Annotated in this window: 14 protein-coding genes; 4 read left to right on the top strand and 10 right to left on the bottom strand. The window is 73.6% G+C overall.

Annotated features, from left to right (window positions below):
* Nucleotides 1-128: 128 nt before the first annotated feature.
* Complete coding sequence (locus tag WA762_RS01135) at nt 129-1,133, bottom strand: Gfo/Idh/MocA family protein (RefSeq protein WP_335932279.1); 1,005 nt, start codon at nt 1,131-1,133, stop codon at nt 129-131.
* Nucleotides 1,134-1,224: 91 nt separating this feature from the next.
* Here WA762_RS01135 and WA762_RS01130 point away from each other — a divergent pair, with 91 nt between their 5' ends.
* A complete protein-coding gene (locus WA762_RS01130) occupies nt 1,225-2,559 on the top strand; it encodes a multidrug effflux MFS transporter (protein ID WP_335932277.1) in 1,335 nt (444 codons plus the stop codon).
* Between the two features lie 217 nt (nt 2,560-2,776).
* Here WA762_RS01130 and WA762_RS01125 read toward each other — a convergent pair whose 3' ends face one another.
* Complete coding sequence (locus tag WA762_RS01125) at nt 2,777-4,087, bottom strand: hypothetical protein (RefSeq protein WP_335931961.1); 1,311 nt, start codon at nt 4,085-4,087, stop codon at nt 2,777-2,779.
* 188 nt (nt 4,088-4,275) lie between these two features.
* On the opposite strand from WA762_RS01125, the gene WA762_RS01120 reads away from it, so the two are divergent.
* Entirely contained in the window at nt 4,276-5,283 is a 1,008-nt protein-coding gene (locus WA762_RS01120) for a small ribosomal subunit Rsm22 family protein (RefSeq protein ID WP_335931959.1), read from the top strand.
* 192 nt (nt 5,284-5,475) lie between these two features.
* On the opposite strand, the gene ddaH is transcribed toward WA762_RS01120, so the two are convergent.
* Nucleotides 5,476-6,345 carry a dimethylargininase gene (gene ddaH / locus WA762_RS01115; RefSeq protein ID WP_335931957.1) on the bottom strand — a complete coding sequence of 290 codons (870 nt, stop codon included), beginning with the start codon at nt 6,343-6,345 and terminating at the stop codon, nt 5,476-5,478.
* Between the two features lie 172 nt (nt 6,346-6,517).
* Here ddaH and WA762_RS01110 point away from each other — a divergent pair, with 172 nt between their 5' ends.
* Both WA762_RS01110 and WA762_RS01105 read left to right on the top strand, forming a co-directional pair.
* The gene (locus WA762_RS01110) at nt 6,518-7,240 is read left to right on the top strand and encodes a TetR/AcrR family transcriptional regulator (protein ID WP_335931955.1); all 723 of its coding nucleotides are present in this window, start codon (nt 6,518-6,520) and stop codon (nt 7,238-7,240) included.
* A 164-nt stretch (nt 7,241-7,404) separates the two neighbouring features.
* The gene (locus WA762_RS01105; RefSeq protein WP_335931953.1) at nt 7,405-8,151 is read left to right on the top strand and encodes a bifunctional DNA primase/polymerase; all 747 of its coding nucleotides are present in this window, start codon (nt 7,405-7,407) and stop codon (nt 8,149-8,151) included.
* Nucleotides 8,152-8,442: 291 nt separating this feature from the next.
* Here WA762_RS01105 and WA762_RS01100 read toward each other — a convergent pair whose 3' ends face one another.
* From WA762_RS01100 to WA762_RS01070, 7 genes are all read right to left on the bottom strand, one after another.
* Nucleotides 8,443-9,375, bottom strand: coding sequence for an SCO2278 family lipoprotein (locus WA762_RS01100; RefSeq protein ID WP_472911605.1), 933 nt, complete (start codon nt 9,373-9,375; stop codon nt 8,443-8,445).
* Nucleotides 9,308-10,279 carry an iron uptake transporter permease EfeU gene (efeU, locus tag WA762_RS01095; RefSeq protein WP_335931951.1) on the bottom strand — a complete coding sequence of 324 codons (972 nt, stop codon included), beginning with the start codon at nt 10,277-10,279 and terminating at the stop codon, nt 9,308-9,310. The genes WA762_RS01100 and efeU overlap by 68 nt, the downstream gene beginning before the upstream one ends.
* Before the next feature lie 40 nt (nt 10,280-10,319).
* On the bottom strand, nt 10,320-11,585 hold the full coding sequence (gene efeB, locus WA762_RS01090) for an iron uptake transporter deferrochelatase/peroxidase subunit (RefSeq protein WP_335931949.1): 1,266 nt from the start codon (nt 11,583-11,585) through the stop codon (nt 10,320-10,322).
* Nucleotides 11,586-11,617: 32 nt separating this feature from the next.
* Nucleotides 11,618-12,754: an iron uptake system protein EfeO gene (gene efeO, locus WA762_RS01085; protein WP_335931947.1), complete on the bottom strand. Its 1,137-nt coding sequence runs from the start codon at nt 12,752-12,754 to the stop codon at nt 11,618-11,620.
* A 256-nt stretch (nt 12,755-13,010) separates the two neighbouring features.
* Nucleotides 13,011-13,850, bottom strand: a complete 840-nt coding sequence (locus tag WA762_RS01080) for a heme ABC transporter ATP-binding protein (RefSeq protein WP_335931945.1) — start codon at nt 13,848-13,850, stop codon at nt 13,011-13,013.
* Nucleotides 13,847-14,929, bottom strand: coding sequence for a FecCD family ABC transporter permease (locus tag WA762_RS01075; RefSeq protein ID WP_335931944.1), 1,083 nt, complete (start codon nt 14,927-14,929; stop codon nt 13,847-13,849). The genes WA762_RS01080 and WA762_RS01075 overlap by 4 nt, the downstream gene beginning before the upstream one ends.
* Before the next feature lie 155 nt (nt 14,930-15,084).
* Nucleotides 15,085-16,188 carry a heme/hemin ABC transporter substrate-binding protein gene (locus WA762_RS01070; RefSeq protein ID WP_335931941.1) on the bottom strand — a complete coding sequence of 368 codons (1,104 nt, stop codon included), beginning with the start codon at nt 16,186-16,188 and terminating at the stop codon, nt 15,085-15,087.
* Between the last annotated feature and the right edge of the window lie 8 nt (nt 16,189-16,196).

The following is a 16,196-nucleotide window of genomic DNA, read 5'->3' as shown; positions in this document are numbered from 1 at the left end:
CTGCCGTAAGGGCCTTCGGCCCGGGGCGGTACCGTGCGCCGGAGCGCGCCGGAGCGCACCGGCGCGACGGGCCGCGCGTGCCGGGCCGCACGACGCGGACGCGCGTCGGCGGGCGACCGGGCCGGGGGTCAGCCGAGTTCGTCGGCCGGGTAGCGGACGCCGATCCGCTCGCGCACCGCGTCGAGCGTCCGCATCACCGCGAGCGAGCCGTCCAGCGGCACCAGCGGCGACTCCGTCTCGCCCGCCCGCAGCGCCCGTACCACCTCGGCCTGTTCGAACTGCATCCCGCGCAGTCCGCCGCCCGTCGCGCCCGCGGTGAACTCCTCCGGATCGCGCCCCTCCCGGTGCAGGACGAACCTCTCCGGGTAGAAGAAGCCACGTGGGAAGTCGATGCGCCCCTTCGTACCGGTGACCGAGGCGGTCAGCGGAGTGTCCGCGACGATCGAGCAGTTCAGCAGCGCCGAGGCGCCCGCCTCCGGCCAGCCCAGCAGCATCGCCGTGTTCAGGTCGACGCCCTCCGGGGACAGCAGCGCGTCGGCCCGCACCCGGCCCGGTTCGCCCAGCAGCAGATGAGCGAAGGACACCGGATACACCCCGAGGTCCAGCAGCGCGCCGCCGCCCAGCGCCGGGTCGCGCAGCCGGTGCCCGGGGCCGAAGGGGCCCGCGAGCCCGAAGTCGGCCTGCACCAGCCGGATCTCACCGACGGCGCCGTCCCGCACCAGCTCCGTCATGCGCCGGACGACCGGGTTGCAGTACGTCCACATCGCCTCCATCAGGAACAGACCGCGGTCCCGGGCCAGCTTCACCAGCTCGCCCGCCTCCCGCGCGTTCAGCGTGAACGCCTTCTCGCACAGCACGTGCTTCCCGGCCTCCAGGCAGAGCGCCGCCGCCTCCCGGTGCGCCGAGTGCGGCGTCGCGACGTACACCACGTCGACGTCCTCGTCGGCGGCCAGCCCGGCCCAGTCGCCGTAGGCCCGGGGTATCCCGAACCGCCGCGCGAACGCCTCGGCCGAGGCGTCCGTACGGGAGGCCACGGCCACCACCTCCGTGCCCGGCAGCGCCCGCAGATCCTCGGTGAACGTCGCCGCGATGCCGCCCGTCGCCAGCACGCCCCAGCGCACCGTCCCACCCATGCCCGCCATGCCCGCTCTCCCCCCTGAAAGGTCTCGACCAGTGCGGCCGAGCTGAGAGCATAGATGCAGATTCAACGACATGGAGATGAGAATGGCGGAGAGCGGAGTGAGCCGGGCCCAGCAGGACGACGCGCACATACCATCCGCCGGGAGCCGGGCCGACGAGGCCGCGACTCCCGGCGCGAGCCCCGGCACGCGTTCCGGAGGACCGGCCGCGACCGAGGCGGCCCGCCGCACCGGGCTGCTGACCACCCTGGTGCTCGGCGGGCTCACCGCGCTGCCGCCGCTCTCCATGGACATGTACCTCCCGGCACTGCCCGCGGTCACCCAGTCCCTGCACGCCCCCGCCGCGACCGTCCAGCTCACCCTCACCGCCTGCCTCACCGGCATGGCGCTGGGACAGGTCGTCGTCGGACCGCTGAGCGACCGCTGGGGGCGGCGCAGGCCGCTGCTCATCGGCATGGCCGTCTATGTCCTCGCCACCCTGATCTGCGTCTTCGCCCCCACCGCGGAACTCCTCATCGGCTTCCGCCTCCTCCAGGGGCTGGCCGGCGCGGCGGGCATCGTCATCGCCCGCGCCGTGGTCCGCGACCTGTACGACGGCATGGAGATGGCCCGGTTCTTCTCCACCCTGATGCTGATCTCCGGCGTCGCCCCCGTCGTCGCCCCGCTGATCGGCGGGCAGGTGCTGCGGTTCACCGACTGGCGCGGCATCTTCGCCGTCCTCGCCGTCGTCGGGCTCCTCCTCACCCTGGTCGTCTGGAAGTGGCTGCACGAGACGCTGCCGCCGGCCGACCGGCACACCGGCGGCTTCGGCGACGCGCTGCGCACCATGCGCGGGCTGCTCGCCGACCGGGTCTTCGCCGGCTACATGATCGCGGGCAGTCTGGCCTTCGCCACCCTCTTCTCGTACGTGAGCGCCTCGCCGTTCGTCGTGCAGGAGATCTACGGGGCGTCGCCGCAGACGTTCAGCCTGCTCTTCGGGATCAACTCGGTGGGGCTGGTGGTGGTCGGCCAGATCAACGGCAAGGTGCTGGTCGGCCGGGTCAGCCTGGACAAGGCGCTCGCCTTCGGCCTCTCGGTCGTCGTGCTGGCCGCGGCCGCGCTGCTGGTCATGACGTCCGGGATCGTCGGCGAGGTGGGTCTGGCCCCGATCGCCGCCGCGCTCTTCGTGCTGATGTCCTCGATGGGTCTGGCGATGCCGAACACCAACGCGCAGGCGCTGATGCGGACCAAGCACGCGGCCGGGTCCGCCTCCGCGCTGCTCGGCACCTCGTCGTTCCTGGTCGGCGCCGTCGCCTCGCCGCTCGTCGGCATCGCGGGCGAGGACACGGCCGTTCCGATGGCGGTGGTGCAGCTGGTGTGCGGGCTGGGCGCGATGGCCTGCTTCCTGGGCATGTGCCGGCCCTGGCGACGGGCGGAGTAAGGGCCCGGCCCGCGCGGCGGCGGACGGCGCCGTCCGCCGCGCCTTCGCCCGCCCGGCCCGGCCTGGCCTCTAGGTCCCGTCGCGCCCCGTCCGGGTCGGTGCGCCCCGCCGGGCCCGTACGGCCTCGCGCGGGGCGGGCGACGGGGAGATCGGCGATCTCGAACCGGGGGACGGCCCGTACGGCCTCGCGCGGGGCGGGCGACCCCGCGGGCGCGGCTCAGCGGGCGCCCGGGTACCCGATCAGGTGCGGGCGGTCCTTCTCGTCGGTCCAGCGGAACAGGCCCACGCCGTCCGACGTCACCGCGCCGGGAACCCGCACGTTCGACGGCAGGGCCCCCGTGGACCCGCTCCGCACGGCGACCGCGACGGGCGTGCCGCCGCCCGCCAGCACGTCCCCCGCGTTACGGGCGTTGGCCGCGCCGTACGCGATGCCCTCGTCGTCCACCGAGACCAGGGTCAGCGGCTTCGAGCCGTCCGAGCCCTCGAAGCAGAAGCCCCGCTTCGTCACCAGGTCGAAGGCGAGCGGCCCGGCGACCAGGAAGCCGCCGGAGGGGGCGGACACGAGCTGCGGGTACTGGCCCGGCTTGATCGCGGGCTTGCTGCACTCCACCGAGGCCAGCTCCCTGCCCGTCTCCAGGTCGTGCACCGTCCACAGATCGTGGGTGGCGGCGCGCTTCGCGCCCTTCGCGAGCTGCCACTTCGCCAGCACCAGGCCCCGGATCACCGACGTGGGGACACCGCTTTGCCGGTCGGCGCCCTTGGGGGCGACATCACGGCTGAACCAGCCGTCCTGCACCCAGAACTCCTTGGCGCCGCTGACCAGCAGACCCTTCTGCGCCTGCCCCTGCACCTCCGTGAGCTGCTTGCAGGAGGCGCAGCCCTTCGGATACTTCAGCTGGGCGGCGGTCAGCTGCGACACCCGGCCGGTCGCCGGGTCCACCACGACGCTGTTGGTCCGGCCGTCGCCTATGAGGATGCCGGGGCCGGTGGCGGAGACCGTCGGCGCGGAGCCCCACGGCACCTCGACGCGCCGCCGGTTGCCGTCCTTCGCGTCGTAGACGTCCATCGAGACGATCGAGTCGGCCGGGGCCAGCGCGTTCTCGCCGACCTTCCCGTACGACCAGGTCACGAAGTACTCCCGGTCGTCCACGGTGGCCGTCAGGAGCCTCGGGAAGCGCTGCGGGGCCGCGGGCCGCCAGCTCTCCCCGTGCCAGCCGGACCGGCCGGTCTCCGAATCGATGGTCCGCAGCTGGTACTTGGAGTCCGAGACCCGTACGAGATAGGCGAGGAGACCCGTCTCCCGGGAGAGCCCGTAGTCGGGCGAGGTACCGACCAGCTCCCAGCCGTGCTTCGTCTCGAAAGCGGCCGGAACGGTGAGCCGGGTCACCGGCGTCGCGCTCGTCGTGACCTGTTTCTCCGACGCGTCGGCCTTCTTCTTCCCGCCGCTGCCGCACGTGGCCAGCAGAAGGATCATGGCGAGCACGAGCACCCCGCCGACCAGTACCAGGCGCACGATCTTCTGTCTCATGGTGTCCCTCGATGGGCGGTCCCGACCTCGCGGCCGTCAGATTATCAACACGCGTAGCGCTCGTGGCAGTTCATGAATGCCGTTGTTCCCCGCCGTTTCCGGGCCGTAGGCCCGCTCTTCGGACCGCCGCCCGCCGTGCGACGCCTGGCACGCACGGCCGGTTCGTCACCTCCGCCTACAATTCGCCGGTGAACGCCACCCTCCCCACCGCGGAAGACCTGCGCGCGGCACTCGCCGGACTGCTCGACGGGCTGCCGCCCCGACAGGCCGCCGAGGCCGTCGACCGGCTCATCGCCAACTACCGCGGGACCACCCCCACGGACGCCCCGGTGCTGCGCGACCGCTCCGACGTGGCCGCCTACGCCGCCTACCGGATGCCCGCGACCTTCGAGGCGGTGCGGTCCGCCCTCGCCGCGCTCCGGGCCGCCGCCCCGGACTGGGCGCCCGCCACGCACACCGACGTCGGCGGCGGCACCGGCGCGGCGACCTGGGCCGTCGCCGGCACCTGGGAGGACGCGCGGACGACCGTGCTGGACTGGGCCGAGCCCGCCCTCGCCCTCGGCCGCGAACTGGCCGGCTCCTCCGGCGTCCCCGCCCTGCGCGCGGCCGAATGGCGCCGGGCCCGGATCGGCGCGGACCTCGGCCTCGCCCCCGCCGACCTGGTCACCGTCTCCTATGTGCTCAACGAACTGACGGCGGAGGTCCGGGCCGGGCTCGTCGACTCCGTCGCGGCCGCGGCCCGGGCGGTGGTGATCGTCGAGCCGGGCACCCCCGACGGATACGCCAGGATCATCGAGGCCCGCGACCGGCTGATCGCCGCCGGGCTGACGGTCGCCGCGCCCTGCCCGCACAGCGACGCCTGCCCCATAGAGCCGGGCGCCGACTGGTGCCACTTCTCGGCCCGGGTCAGCCGCTCCTCGCTGCACCGGCAGGTCAAGGGCGGCTCACTGCCGTACGAGGACGAGAAGTTCAGCTATGTCGCGGCGACCCGGTTCGCGGCGACGCCCGTCCCGGCGCGCGTCGTCCGCAGACCGCAGATCCGCAAGGGGCAGGTGCTGCTGGACCTGTGCACCCGCGACGAGGCGCTGCGGCGCGACACGGTCACCAAGCGGCACGGCGGGCTGTACCGGGCCGCCCGGGACGCGGCGTGGGGCGACGCCTGGCCGCCGGACGACTCGGACGGCCCGGGCGCCTGACCGGGGGAGCACGGAGGCGAGGCGGGGACGCGGCGGGAGCGGGGCGGGCCGCCTCCGCGACCCCGCCCCGTCTTCGGGCCGCCTCCGCGACCCCGCCCCGTCTTCGTCCGGTCGGCCTCCGTCTCCGTCCGGCCCGCCCCCCGGCGGCTCCGGTCCGCCCGACCCGGGGCCGGGCGGACCGGGGCCGCGCGGCTAGCCGCGCAGCTCCTGGGTGCAGCACTTCACGCTGCCGCCGCCCTTCAGCAGCTCGCTCAGATCCATCGGCACCGGCTCGAAGCCGCGCGCCCGCAGCGGCCCGAAGAGCCCGGCGGCGGCCTGCGGCAGCAGCACATGGAGCCCGTCGCCCACCGCGTTCAGACCGAGCGCCGCCGCGTCCGCCTCCTCGGCGATCAGCGCGTCGGGGAAGAGCCGCGCCAGCACCGCCCGGCTGCCCGGCGAGAAGGCGCCCGGGTAGTACATGATCTCGTCGCCCGCCTCGTCGAGCACGCACAGCGCGGTGTCCAGGTGGTAGTAGCGCGGGTCCACCAGATCGAGGCCGATCACCGGGCGGCCGAAGAACTCCTGCGCCTCGCCGTGCGACAGCGGACTGGACCGGAAGCCCCGTCCGGCCAGCAGATACGACGCGGTCACCGCGAAGTCGCCCTCGCCCTCGTTGACGTGGGCCGGCTCGTGGATCTCGGCGAAGCCCGCGGCCCGGAACCACTCCCGGTGGGCGGCGGCCTCCTCGTACCGCTCCCGGTACGCGAACCGCGCGCCCAGCACCCGGCCGTCGACGACGGTTGCGCCGTTGGCGGCGAACACCATGTCCGGCAGCCCGGGGCGGGGGGCGAGCAGCTCCACCGTGTGCCCGAGGGCGCGGTAGCGGTCCCGCAGGTCCTCCCACTGGGCGTGCGCCAGCGGCAGGTCGACGGGCTTTCCGGGGTCCATCCAGGGGTTGATGGAGTACGTCACCCGGAAGTGGTCCGGGGGACACATCAGATAGCGGCGGGGCGTGGCCCGGCGGCCGGGGACATGGCGCGGAGCGTCCGGACGCGGGGTGGTGGCGGGGTGGTCCGTGGGCAATGAGGGCTCCTCACGAAACGCAGGGGTCGCCTGCCGGGAACGTGGCACGGGTGTGTGCGTGAGCCCATGGTCCGCCTTCCGGGGGGCGGCGCGCAGTGATCCGATCGGGTGGTTCCGGGCGCGGTGATGAGACGATACGCGGTGACCCGTATCCGTCGTCAGAACGGCCGGCATGGCAGAGAAGCGTCCCCCCGACTCCAGCCGTCGCAGCGAGCGCTCGCGCCGCGCGATCCACGACGCGGCGCTCGCCCTGGTCGGCGAGGCCGGCTACCGCGCGACCACCATCGAGGCCATCGCCGCACGGGCGGGCGTCGGCAAGCAGACGATCTACCGGTGGTGGCCGTCGAAGGCGGCCGTCCTGCTGGAGGCGTTCGTCGCGCTCAGCGACCGAACCGCCCGGCGGAGCGCCGAGGCGGCCGGGGGAGCGGGGGACGCCGGGGGCTTCCGAGGCGGGCCGGACGCCGGAGAGCCGGGAGACGGCGCCGGGGGCGGCCCGGCCGACGCGCCGGGGATTCCGGACACCGGTGACCTGGCGGCCGATCTCAAGACCGTCCTGCGGGCCACCGTCGACGAGCTGACCGATCCCGTCTTCGAGGCGCCGGCCCGGGCCTTGGCCGCCGAGGGGATCATCGACCCCGCGCTCGGCGCCGCCTTCGTCCGGCAACTGCTCGAACCGGGCCTCCAGCTGTACGCGGACCGGCTGCGCGCCGCCCAGCGGGCCGGGTGGGTGCGCGCCGACGCCGACCCCCGGATCGCCCTGGAACTCCTCGTCGGGCCGGTCACCCACCGCTGGCTGCTGCGCACCCTCCCGCTGACCCACGCCTACGCGGACGCGGTCGTCGACCACGTCCTGCGCGGACTGGAAGCCCCCCGGGGCGGCCCGGCAGAACCCTGAGGCGGCCCGGCAGAACCCCGGGACAGAACCGTCATCTCATGAAAAAACGTGGCATAGTGCCCGGTTCGTCGTGGTGTCTCCCGTACCCCGCTTCGGGACTCCGGCCACCCCGGGCGCAGGATGGTGGGACGATGGGCAGAGGCAATACCGAGGTGAGGGGATAGATGGGCGCCGATATCGGCCGTGGTCGCGGCTCAGCGAACAGGATTTCCCAGTGGCTCCGCCGCCGCCCCAAACCACACCGGAGCGGGGTCGACGACACGGCCCGGGAGGCGCTGCTCCTGGCCGTCGCCGAGGCCGGAATGCCGATCGCGCCCGCGGCCCACCCGATCGGCTACCGGTGTTCCTGCGAACGCATCGGCTGTCCCACCCCCGCCCGGCATCCCGTCTCCTTCGCCTGGCAGACCCAGGCCACCACGGACCGCGCCCAGATCGAGCGCTGGGCCCGCAACCAGCCGCAGGCCAACTTCATCACCGCGACCGGCATGATCCACGACGTCCTCGACGTGCCGCTGCCCGCGGGGGAGCAGGCCCTGGAGCGGCTGCTCGGCGCGGGCGTTGAGGTCGGCCCGGTCGCCCGCTCCGGCGACGACCGGATGCTCTTCTTCACCGCCACCCGGGGCACCCCCGAGGATGAGGACGAGTGGTGGCCGTGCGAGCTGGACTGCCACCCCGAGACCATGGACGAGCACCCCGGCCTGCGGTGGCACTGCCGGGGCAGTTACGTCCTCCTGCCGCCGGCCCGGCTGCCGGCCGAGCTGGACGTGGAGTGGGTGCGGGGGCCGGAACACCCGCTGCCCGACCCGCTGACCCTGCTGGAGACGCTCACCGACGCCTGCGCCCAGTACGCGGACACGGCGGACCAGAGCGATTTCGACCACGGCTCGGTGGCCTGGCCGCTGAGCCGCTAAGGGCTGCCCCGTCATCCCTGGCGGGCGCGCGACGGCAGCTGCGGCACCTCGCCGCGTTGTCGGAACGCCCGCATACGTCCAGTATGCGGGCGCCCCTCCGCCTTGCGATGCACCACATCTGACGCCGCGCGCTGATCCACCACGGATGACGGGGCAGCCCTTGGTCTTCGAACCGCCGCCCCGCACGCCGTCCGCCGTTCGGTACGTGACGCCCGCCGCCGGGCCGATGGGCCGCCGGGGCCGCGGCCGGGACGCGCGCCCGCGCCGACCCGGCACGCGCGGCCGGGAGCGTCAGGAGCCCTGCGCCGAGGTCAGGCCCGGCAGCCGGTTCAGCACGACCACCTTGCCGTCGCCCGCGCCCTTCTTCGGCACGTACACCAGCTGACCGGAGACCCGCTCCTTGGTGAGGGTCGACTTCACCTCGCCCGTCAGCAGCGCCTCCACATCCGCGTTGACCGGCGGGCGCAGCCCCTTCGCGGCGGTCTGCCGTTCGAAGTGCTTGCTGCTGAAGAAGACCAGCGCTCCGCCGTCCTCCGTCTCCAGGCCCAGTGGGGCGAACGAGCCGGTGTCCAGCGGCTGGTCGACGTACTGGTACGAGAAGCCCGGCCGCCGGGTGGTGCGGCGCGCCTCGCGCCAGACCGTGGTGGCGTCGCCGGGGGCGAAGACGTCCGGGGCGCCCTTCCCCAGGTACTCCGTGTACCGGGTGCTCAAGTCCTCGGGGGCCACGGCGAGTTCGGCGCTGTCGGCGGGCACCGGCCTGGCCCGGCCCTCGCCGTCCCTGGCGAGGCCGGGGAGCCGGGACGACGCGACCACCGACAGATAGGCGGCCCGCCACTCCGCGTCGGGGCCGGACTTGACGAAGGCGAGCAGCCAGCGGGCGGCGCTCTTCGCGTCGCCCTGGTCGCGGTTGGAGTCCGTGTCCGCGACGAACCAGCGCGGCCAGCCGGCCTTCTTCGGGATGAGATAGCGCGCGTCGGTCAGCTTCAGCGGCATATGATCGGGATTGCCGTCCGGATGGGCCTTGCGCCGCGCCTTCAGCCCGGCCTGGTTGATCGCGCCGAGCGGGCCGGTGACCCGGTCCGCGTCCAGGGCCGGGTCGTAGACCTTGTCCGCCGCGTTGTACGCGTCGGTGAAGTCCTTCAGGGCCCGTGCGGCCTCAGCCCTGGTCGCCGACGGCACCACTTCCAGCTCGCCGTGCACCGTCACGCACCCGCTCGCCGTCAAGCACAGCACCGTCGCCGCCGCGAGCCACGTCACCGGCCGAACCGGCCTCAGACTTCTCATCCGCTGCTTTCCGCGCCTTCTGATCCGTCGCCCCCACTGACCGTCCGAACCCTACCGGGGCGAGGAACAGCGCGAGTGTGGGGACCAGATACACCGCCCACACGATGAGCTGGAGGACGGTCGGGTCCGGCTGGAAGTTGAACGTGCCCTTCAGCAGCGTGCCGTACCAGCTGTCCGGCGGGATCGCGCCGCTGATGTCGAACGCCTGGTGGTGCAGTCCGCCGATGAACTCGGCCTCCTGGAGGTCGTGGACGCCGTACGCGAGGACGCCCGCGGCGACCACCACCAGCATGCCGCCGGTCCAGGTGAAGAACTTCGACAGGTTGATCCGCAGCGCGCCCCGATAGAACAGCCAGCCCAGCACGACCGCGGCGGCGATGCCGAGGAACGCCCCGATCATCGGGTGCCAGCCGTCGTCCGCCGCGTGCACCGCGCGCCATACGAACAGCGAGGTCTCCAGGCCCTCCCGGCCCACCGCGAGGAGCGCCGTGGCGACCAGCGCGCCGGTCCCCATCGCGAGCGCCGCGTCCAGCTTTCCGTGCAGCTCGGTCTTCAGATGCCGCGCGGTGCGCCGCATCCAGAACACCATCCAGGTGACCAGACCCACCGAGATGATCGACAGCGAACCGCCGAGCGCCTCCTGGGCCTTGAACGTCATCTCCTGCGAACCGAATTCGAGACCGGCGCCGAACGCCAGGCTGACGAAGACCGCGATGCCGACGCCGATCCAGATCGGCGTCAGCCTGTCCCTGTTGCCGGTCTTCACCAGGTAGGCGATGAGGATGCAGACGACCAGGCTGGCCTCAAGACCCTCGCGCAGGCCGATCAGAAAGTTGCTGAACACGTCTCGGTTCTCCTGTTCCGCTGTTCCGCTTCGAGTGCCGTCACGAGAACAGCGCCCGGCCCCACCAGTCGTCCTTGTCGCGGACGCCCGGCGGGACGGCGAAGTGCGCCGAACCCACGTGCTGGATGTACTCGTTGAGCGCGTCATGCGCCGCCAGACGGCGCTGCAGCTGGATGAATCCCTTGCGGGAGTCGCGCTGGTAGGCGATGAAGAACAGCCCGGCGTCGAGCCGGCCGAGGCCGTCCGTGCCGTCGGTGAAGGAGTAGCCCCGGCGCAGGATCGTCGCGCCGTTGTTGCTGTCCGGGTGGGCGAGGCGCACATGGGCGGTCGGCAGCATCGCCTTCAGGAACGGCTCGTCGCGCTCCTTGGCCTTGCCGACCGGGGCGCCCTCGCCCTTGTCGCGGCCGAAGATGTCCTCCTGCTCCTGGAGCGGGGCGCGGTCCCAGGTCTCGATGTGCATCCGGATGCGCCGGGCCACCAGGTACGAGCCCCCGGTCATCCAGTCGGCGCCGTCCTTCCCGCCCACCCAGACGTGTTCGTCCAGGGCGGCGGCGTCGGTGCCGGAGATGTTCCGGGTGCCGTCCTTGAAGCCCATCATGTTGCGCGGGGTCTGGGCGTCGGGGGTGGTCGAGGACGTCTTGCCGAAGCCCAGCTGGGACCAGCGGATCGCGGTGCGTCCCATGCCGATCCTGGCCAGGTTGCGGATGGCGTGCACCGCCACCTGCGGGTCGTCAGCGCACGCCTGGACGCAGAGGTCGCCGCCGCTGCGGGCCGGGTCCAGGTTGTCGCCGGGGAACTTCGGCAGGTCGACGAGCGCCTCGGGGCGCCGGTCCTCCAGGCCGAACCGGCCCTTGGCGAAGAGCGAGGGGCCGAAGCCGACGGTGAGCGTGAGCCGGGACGGCTTGAGCCCCAGGGCCTCGCCGGTGTCGTCCGGCGGGGCCTCGCCCGGTCCGCCGTACGCGCCGTCGCCGACCGCGTGACCGGCGGTCATCCGCTCGGCCGCCCGCGTCCACTCCTTGAGCAGCGCGACCAGGTCGGCGCGGTCCTTCGTCGTCACGTCGAACGCGGCGAAGTGCAGCCGGTCCTGGACGGCGGTGGCGATGCCCGCCTGGTGCTCCCCGTGGAACGGCACGGCCGCGCCGCTGTCGGCGGCCGGCACCGGGTCGCCCTCCGGCCGGATCACGGCCATCGCCCCGCCCGCCGCGGCCGCGCCCAGCGCCAGCCCCGCGCCGCCCCAGCCGAGCAGGGCCCGGCGGGACGGGGCGGCCGCGCCGGTGTCGTCGCCGTTCTGCTTCCGATCGGACATCCCGGTCACTCCCGTCCGCTCCCGACCCGTCGTTACTTCGTCACCGCGGCGGCCAGCCGGGACAGCGGCTCGGCCAGCGCGTTCACGGCGTCCGACAGCTCCTTGCGGTCCGCCTTGCCGACCTTCTCGTACGAGACGAAGTCGTAGGAGGCCTTGTTCTCGCGGTACTTGTCCAGCAGGGCGTTCAGCGCCGCGAACTGCTTGTCCAGGGAGGCCGTCAGCGCCGGGTCGTTCTTCGCGGCGATCGGCTTCAGCAGCTCGTAGGACTTCTCCGCGCCCTCGACGTTGCCCTTGAAGTCGACCAGGTCGGTGTGGCTGTAACGCTCCTCCTCACCGGTGACCTTGCCGGTGGCGACCTCGTCGAGGAGTTCCTTGGCGCCGTTGGCCATGGAGGTCGGGGTGATGTCCGCGGTGCCGACCCGCTTCTGCCAGTCGACCAGGTCCTTGTAGAGGACCGGGGCCAGCGCCTTCTCCTCGGCGCCGAGCTTCTTCTCCTGCCACAGCGCCTTCTCCAGGCGGTGCCAGCCGGTCCACTTCTGCCCGTCCTCCAGGCCGTCCTCGCGGACGTCGACCTTCGGGTCGATGTCGCCGAAGGACTCGGCGACCGGCTCGGTGCGCTCCCAGCCCAGCCGCGAGTCGGCGTAGAGCTTCTTGGCGGTCTCGATGTCGCCGGCGGCGACGGCGTCCGTGAACTTCTTGGCCTTCGGCAGCGTCTCGTCGGCCTGGGCCTGGACGTAGGTGCGGTACCCGGCGACGGCCTTGTCCATCTCGGGGCTGCGCTTGGCCGCGTTGGCCCCGGTGACCTCGATCTTCTGCCGGATGCCGTGGCCCTTCATGCCGGGCTTGCAGGCGATCTCGTACGAACCGGCCTTGATCTCGGCCGTGATGGTGGCCCTGGTGCCGGGGCCGATGTTCTCGCGCTCGGCGACGATCCGGTCGTCCGGGAAGAGGACGTAGACCTCGGTGACCTTGGAGCCCTTGTTCTGCACGGCCAGCTCGACGTGGCCGGCCGGCAGCTTCGTCTTCGACACCTCGCAGGCGTCGTCCTTCGCGACGATCTCCACGGCGCCCTCGCCCTTGCCGTCGCTCTTCTGCGCGCACCCCGTGACGGCGGTCAGGGCTGCCACGCCGGCGGCAGCGGTGACGACGGAGAGACGGACGGCTCGCATACGGGGCTCCACGGGGGACGAAGAGAAGCAGGAGAAGATCGGACAAAGACAGGTGAGGCGGACCTAACTTAACCGAGGCTTACCTGACCGGCACCCACTCATGCCGTGATTCACCTCTCACCCGGGCCGTGTGGAAACGATCCGATCACGGATGCCCCATGGAGGGTTCATCTCACGGTCAAGCGATGGTCAAGTCGCGCGGGTCGCGGGTCGCGGGTCGCGGGTCGCGGGTCGCGGGTCGCGGGTCGCGGGTCGCTCACGCCGAACGGGTCGGTACCACGAGCGGCACCCCGGTCCGGGGATGCGGGAACACCTCGACCGGCTGCCGGTAGACCTCGCCGAGCAGTTCGTCGGTGAACACCTCGGCGGGCGGTCCGGCCACGGCGATCCGCCCGCCGTGCAGCACGGCCGCCCGGTCCGCGTACGCCGCCGCCAGCCCCAGGTCGTGCAGCACCACCACGACCGCGTCCCCGGCCGCGGCCCGCTCCCGGCAGATCCGCAGCACCAGCTCCTGGTGGCGCAGGTCGAGGGCGGCGGTCGGCTCGTCCAGCAGCAGCAGCGGGGCGCGCTGCGCCAGCACCCGGGCCAGCGCGACCCGGGCCCGCTCGCCGCCGGACAGCGCCGAGAACGGGCGCGCGGCGAACCCGGTGACCTCGGTCGCCGCCATCGCCTCGGCGACCGCCGGATCGTCCTCGTCCTCCCGCCCGGTTCCGGCCCACGGCGCCCGCCCCATGCGGACCACGTCCGCCACCGGGAACGGGAAGGACAGCGCCGCGGTCTGCGGCAACACCGCCCGGCGCAGGGCCAGTTCGGGAGCCGACCAGTCGGTCACCGGGCGGCCGTCGACGCGCACCTCGCCGCTCTCGGCGGGCAGATCGGCGGCCAGCGCCGCCAACAGCGTCGACTTCCCCGCCCCGTTGGGGCCGACCAGTGCCAGCACCTCGCCCGCGTGCGCGGTCAGCTCGATGGAGTCGAGCACCGGACGCTGCCCCAGCCGCACCCGCAGGTTGCGCGCCTCGGCGACCGGCGCGCCGGGGGAGGGGGGAGCGGGCAGCCGGCGGCCCCGCGCCCGGAACGGATTGCGTAGCGACGTCATGCCCAACCACCTTGCCTGCGACGGGTCCTGCGCAGCAGCCAGAAGAAGAACGGGCTGCCGAAGAGCGCGGTCAGCACACCGAGCGGCAGCTCGGCGGGAGCGGCCACGGTACGGGCCGCGAGATCGCCCGCCACCAGCACCAGGGCGCCGCCCAGCGCGCTGGCGGGAACGAGGAAGCGGTGCCCGGGGCCGTTCGCCATCCGCAGCAGATGCGGCACCAGCAGCCCCACGAACGAGATGATCCCGGCGACCGCCACCGCGGCGGCCGTCAGCAGCGCCACCACCAGGACGAGCACCACCCGCAGCCGCTCGACGTCGACCCCCAGGTGCCGGGCGGGCCGCTCGCCCAGCGCGAGGAGGTCCAGCCGCCGGGCGTAGCACGGCGCGACGAGCAGGCCGATCGCCGCGCACGGCAGCACGGCGAGCACCTTCGGCCAGGTCGCCTGCGCCAGCGAGCCCAGCTGCCAGAAGGTGATCTGGGAGACCTGCGCGTTGTCGGCGAAGAAGACGAACAGCCCGATCAGCGCACCCGCGAAGGCGTTGACCGCGATCCCGGTGAGGATCAGCGTCACCACCTCGGTGCGCCCGCCCGACCGCGACAGCGCGTACACCAGCAGCACCGTGCCGAGCCCGGCGGCGAACGCGAAGGCGGTGACGGTCCAGTTGCCCAGGAAGTTCAGCCCGAACGCGAGCGAGGCGACCGCGCCGACCGCCGCGCCGGAGGAGATCCCGATCACCCCGGGCTCCGCGAGCGGGTTGCCGAACACCCCCTGCATCAGCGCGCCCGCGCAGCCCAGCGACGCCCCGACGAGCAGGGCGAGGGCGACCCGGGGCAGCCGCACGTTCCACAGCACGCTCTCCCCGACCCGGTCCAGCGCCGCGCCGCCGAGCCCGATCCGGTGCTGGACGGAGCCGAGGACGTCCCCGAGCGGGATGTGGTATGCGCCGAGACCGGCGGAGAGCAGGGAGCACACCAGCAGGGCCGCGACCAGGCCGGCGGTGAGGAGGAAGGCGGTGGAACGGCGGGACTCGGGGGCCCCGGGCCCCGGGGCCGTCGCGGCCGGGCCCCCGGGGGCCACGGCCGGACGGGGGTCTTCTCCGGGGGAGGCGGCGGCCGGGGAGGCCGCGGCCCGGGCGCCGGCCGTCGGCGGCGCGGCGGCGGGGGAGCCGGCGGCGGTCCGGGGCGTGGGGGTCCGCGGTGCGGGAGTTCGGGGCGTGGGAGTTCGGGGCGTGGTCACTCGGCCGCCCCGTCCTTCGGGTGGAGCTGCGTGATCAGGTCCTTGAGTACCCGGTCGGTGCGCGGACCGTAGTTCAGCAGCACCCCGTCGTCGATGGAGACGATCCGCCGGTCCAGCCCGGCCGGGGTCTCCGCGACTCCCGGGATCTTCACCAGGCCGTCCACGCCGCCGACCGACTGCAGGCCCTTGCTCATCACCAGGATGGCGTCGGGGGCCGCCTTGGCCAGTGCCTCGCTGGTGATGGCGGTGAAGTCCTTCTTCAGGCCGGACGCCTTGCCCGCGTCGACGCCCCCGGCCGCCTCGATGAGGGAACTCGCGCCGGAGTCCCGGCCGCCCAGCAGATAGACGGAGGCGGAACCGCGCAGATAGAGGAAGGCCACCCGGGGCTTCTTCCCGCCGTCGGCGGGCACGGACTTCTGCACGGCCTCGATCCGGGAACGGGTGCGCGCGTCGAGCGCGGCGCCCGCGTCCGGCACGCCGAGGGCCGCCGCCACGGTCCCGATCCGTCGGCCGACGTCCGTGAGCTCCTTGGCCGGGTCGACCACCACGAGCGGGACACCGGCGTCGCGGATCTGGTCGATGGCCTCGGCCGGGCCCGTGGTGGTCTCGGCGAGGACCACGGTCGGCCTCAGCGAGAGCACGCTCTCCGCCGAGACGTCGTGGGCGCGGGTCACCACCGGGAGTTTCGCGGCCTGTTCGAAGGTGGCGGTGATGTCCCGGGCCACCACCCGCCCGCCGAGACCGAGGGTGAAGACGATCTCGCTCAGTCCGCCGGTCAGCGGCACGACGCGGTCGGCCGAGGTGATGGTGACCTCGGTCCCGTCGGCCGATTTCACCGTGACGGGCAGTCGGGGCTTCGGCGTCCCGGGCAGCGGTTCGAGCCGGTCGGCCGCGGTCTTCGCGGAACCCGGGGACTTCGCCGCGGGCTTCCCGGCGTCCGTGCCGCCGCAGCCGGTCAGAAGCAGGGCCAGGGCGAGCACCGCCGTCAGGGCGGCGAGCGGGCCGCGCGGCCGGGCGGGGCCGGAAGGCCCGCCGGGGCCGGGGCGTCCGGGCCGCCGGGTGCGCCGTCCCGGTGGGGCGAAGTCCTGCGAGAAGCGCATTGGGGCAC

Origin of the sequence: Streptomyces tyrfis (assembly GCF_037034285.1) — a bacterium.
In the GTDB taxonomy this organism is placed as follows: domain Bacteria; phylum Actinomycetota; class Actinomycetes; order Streptomycetales; family Streptomycetaceae; genus Streptomyces.
Note: the sequence above shows the minus strand (reverse complement) of the source record. Positions and strands in the feature narration are given on the sequence as shown.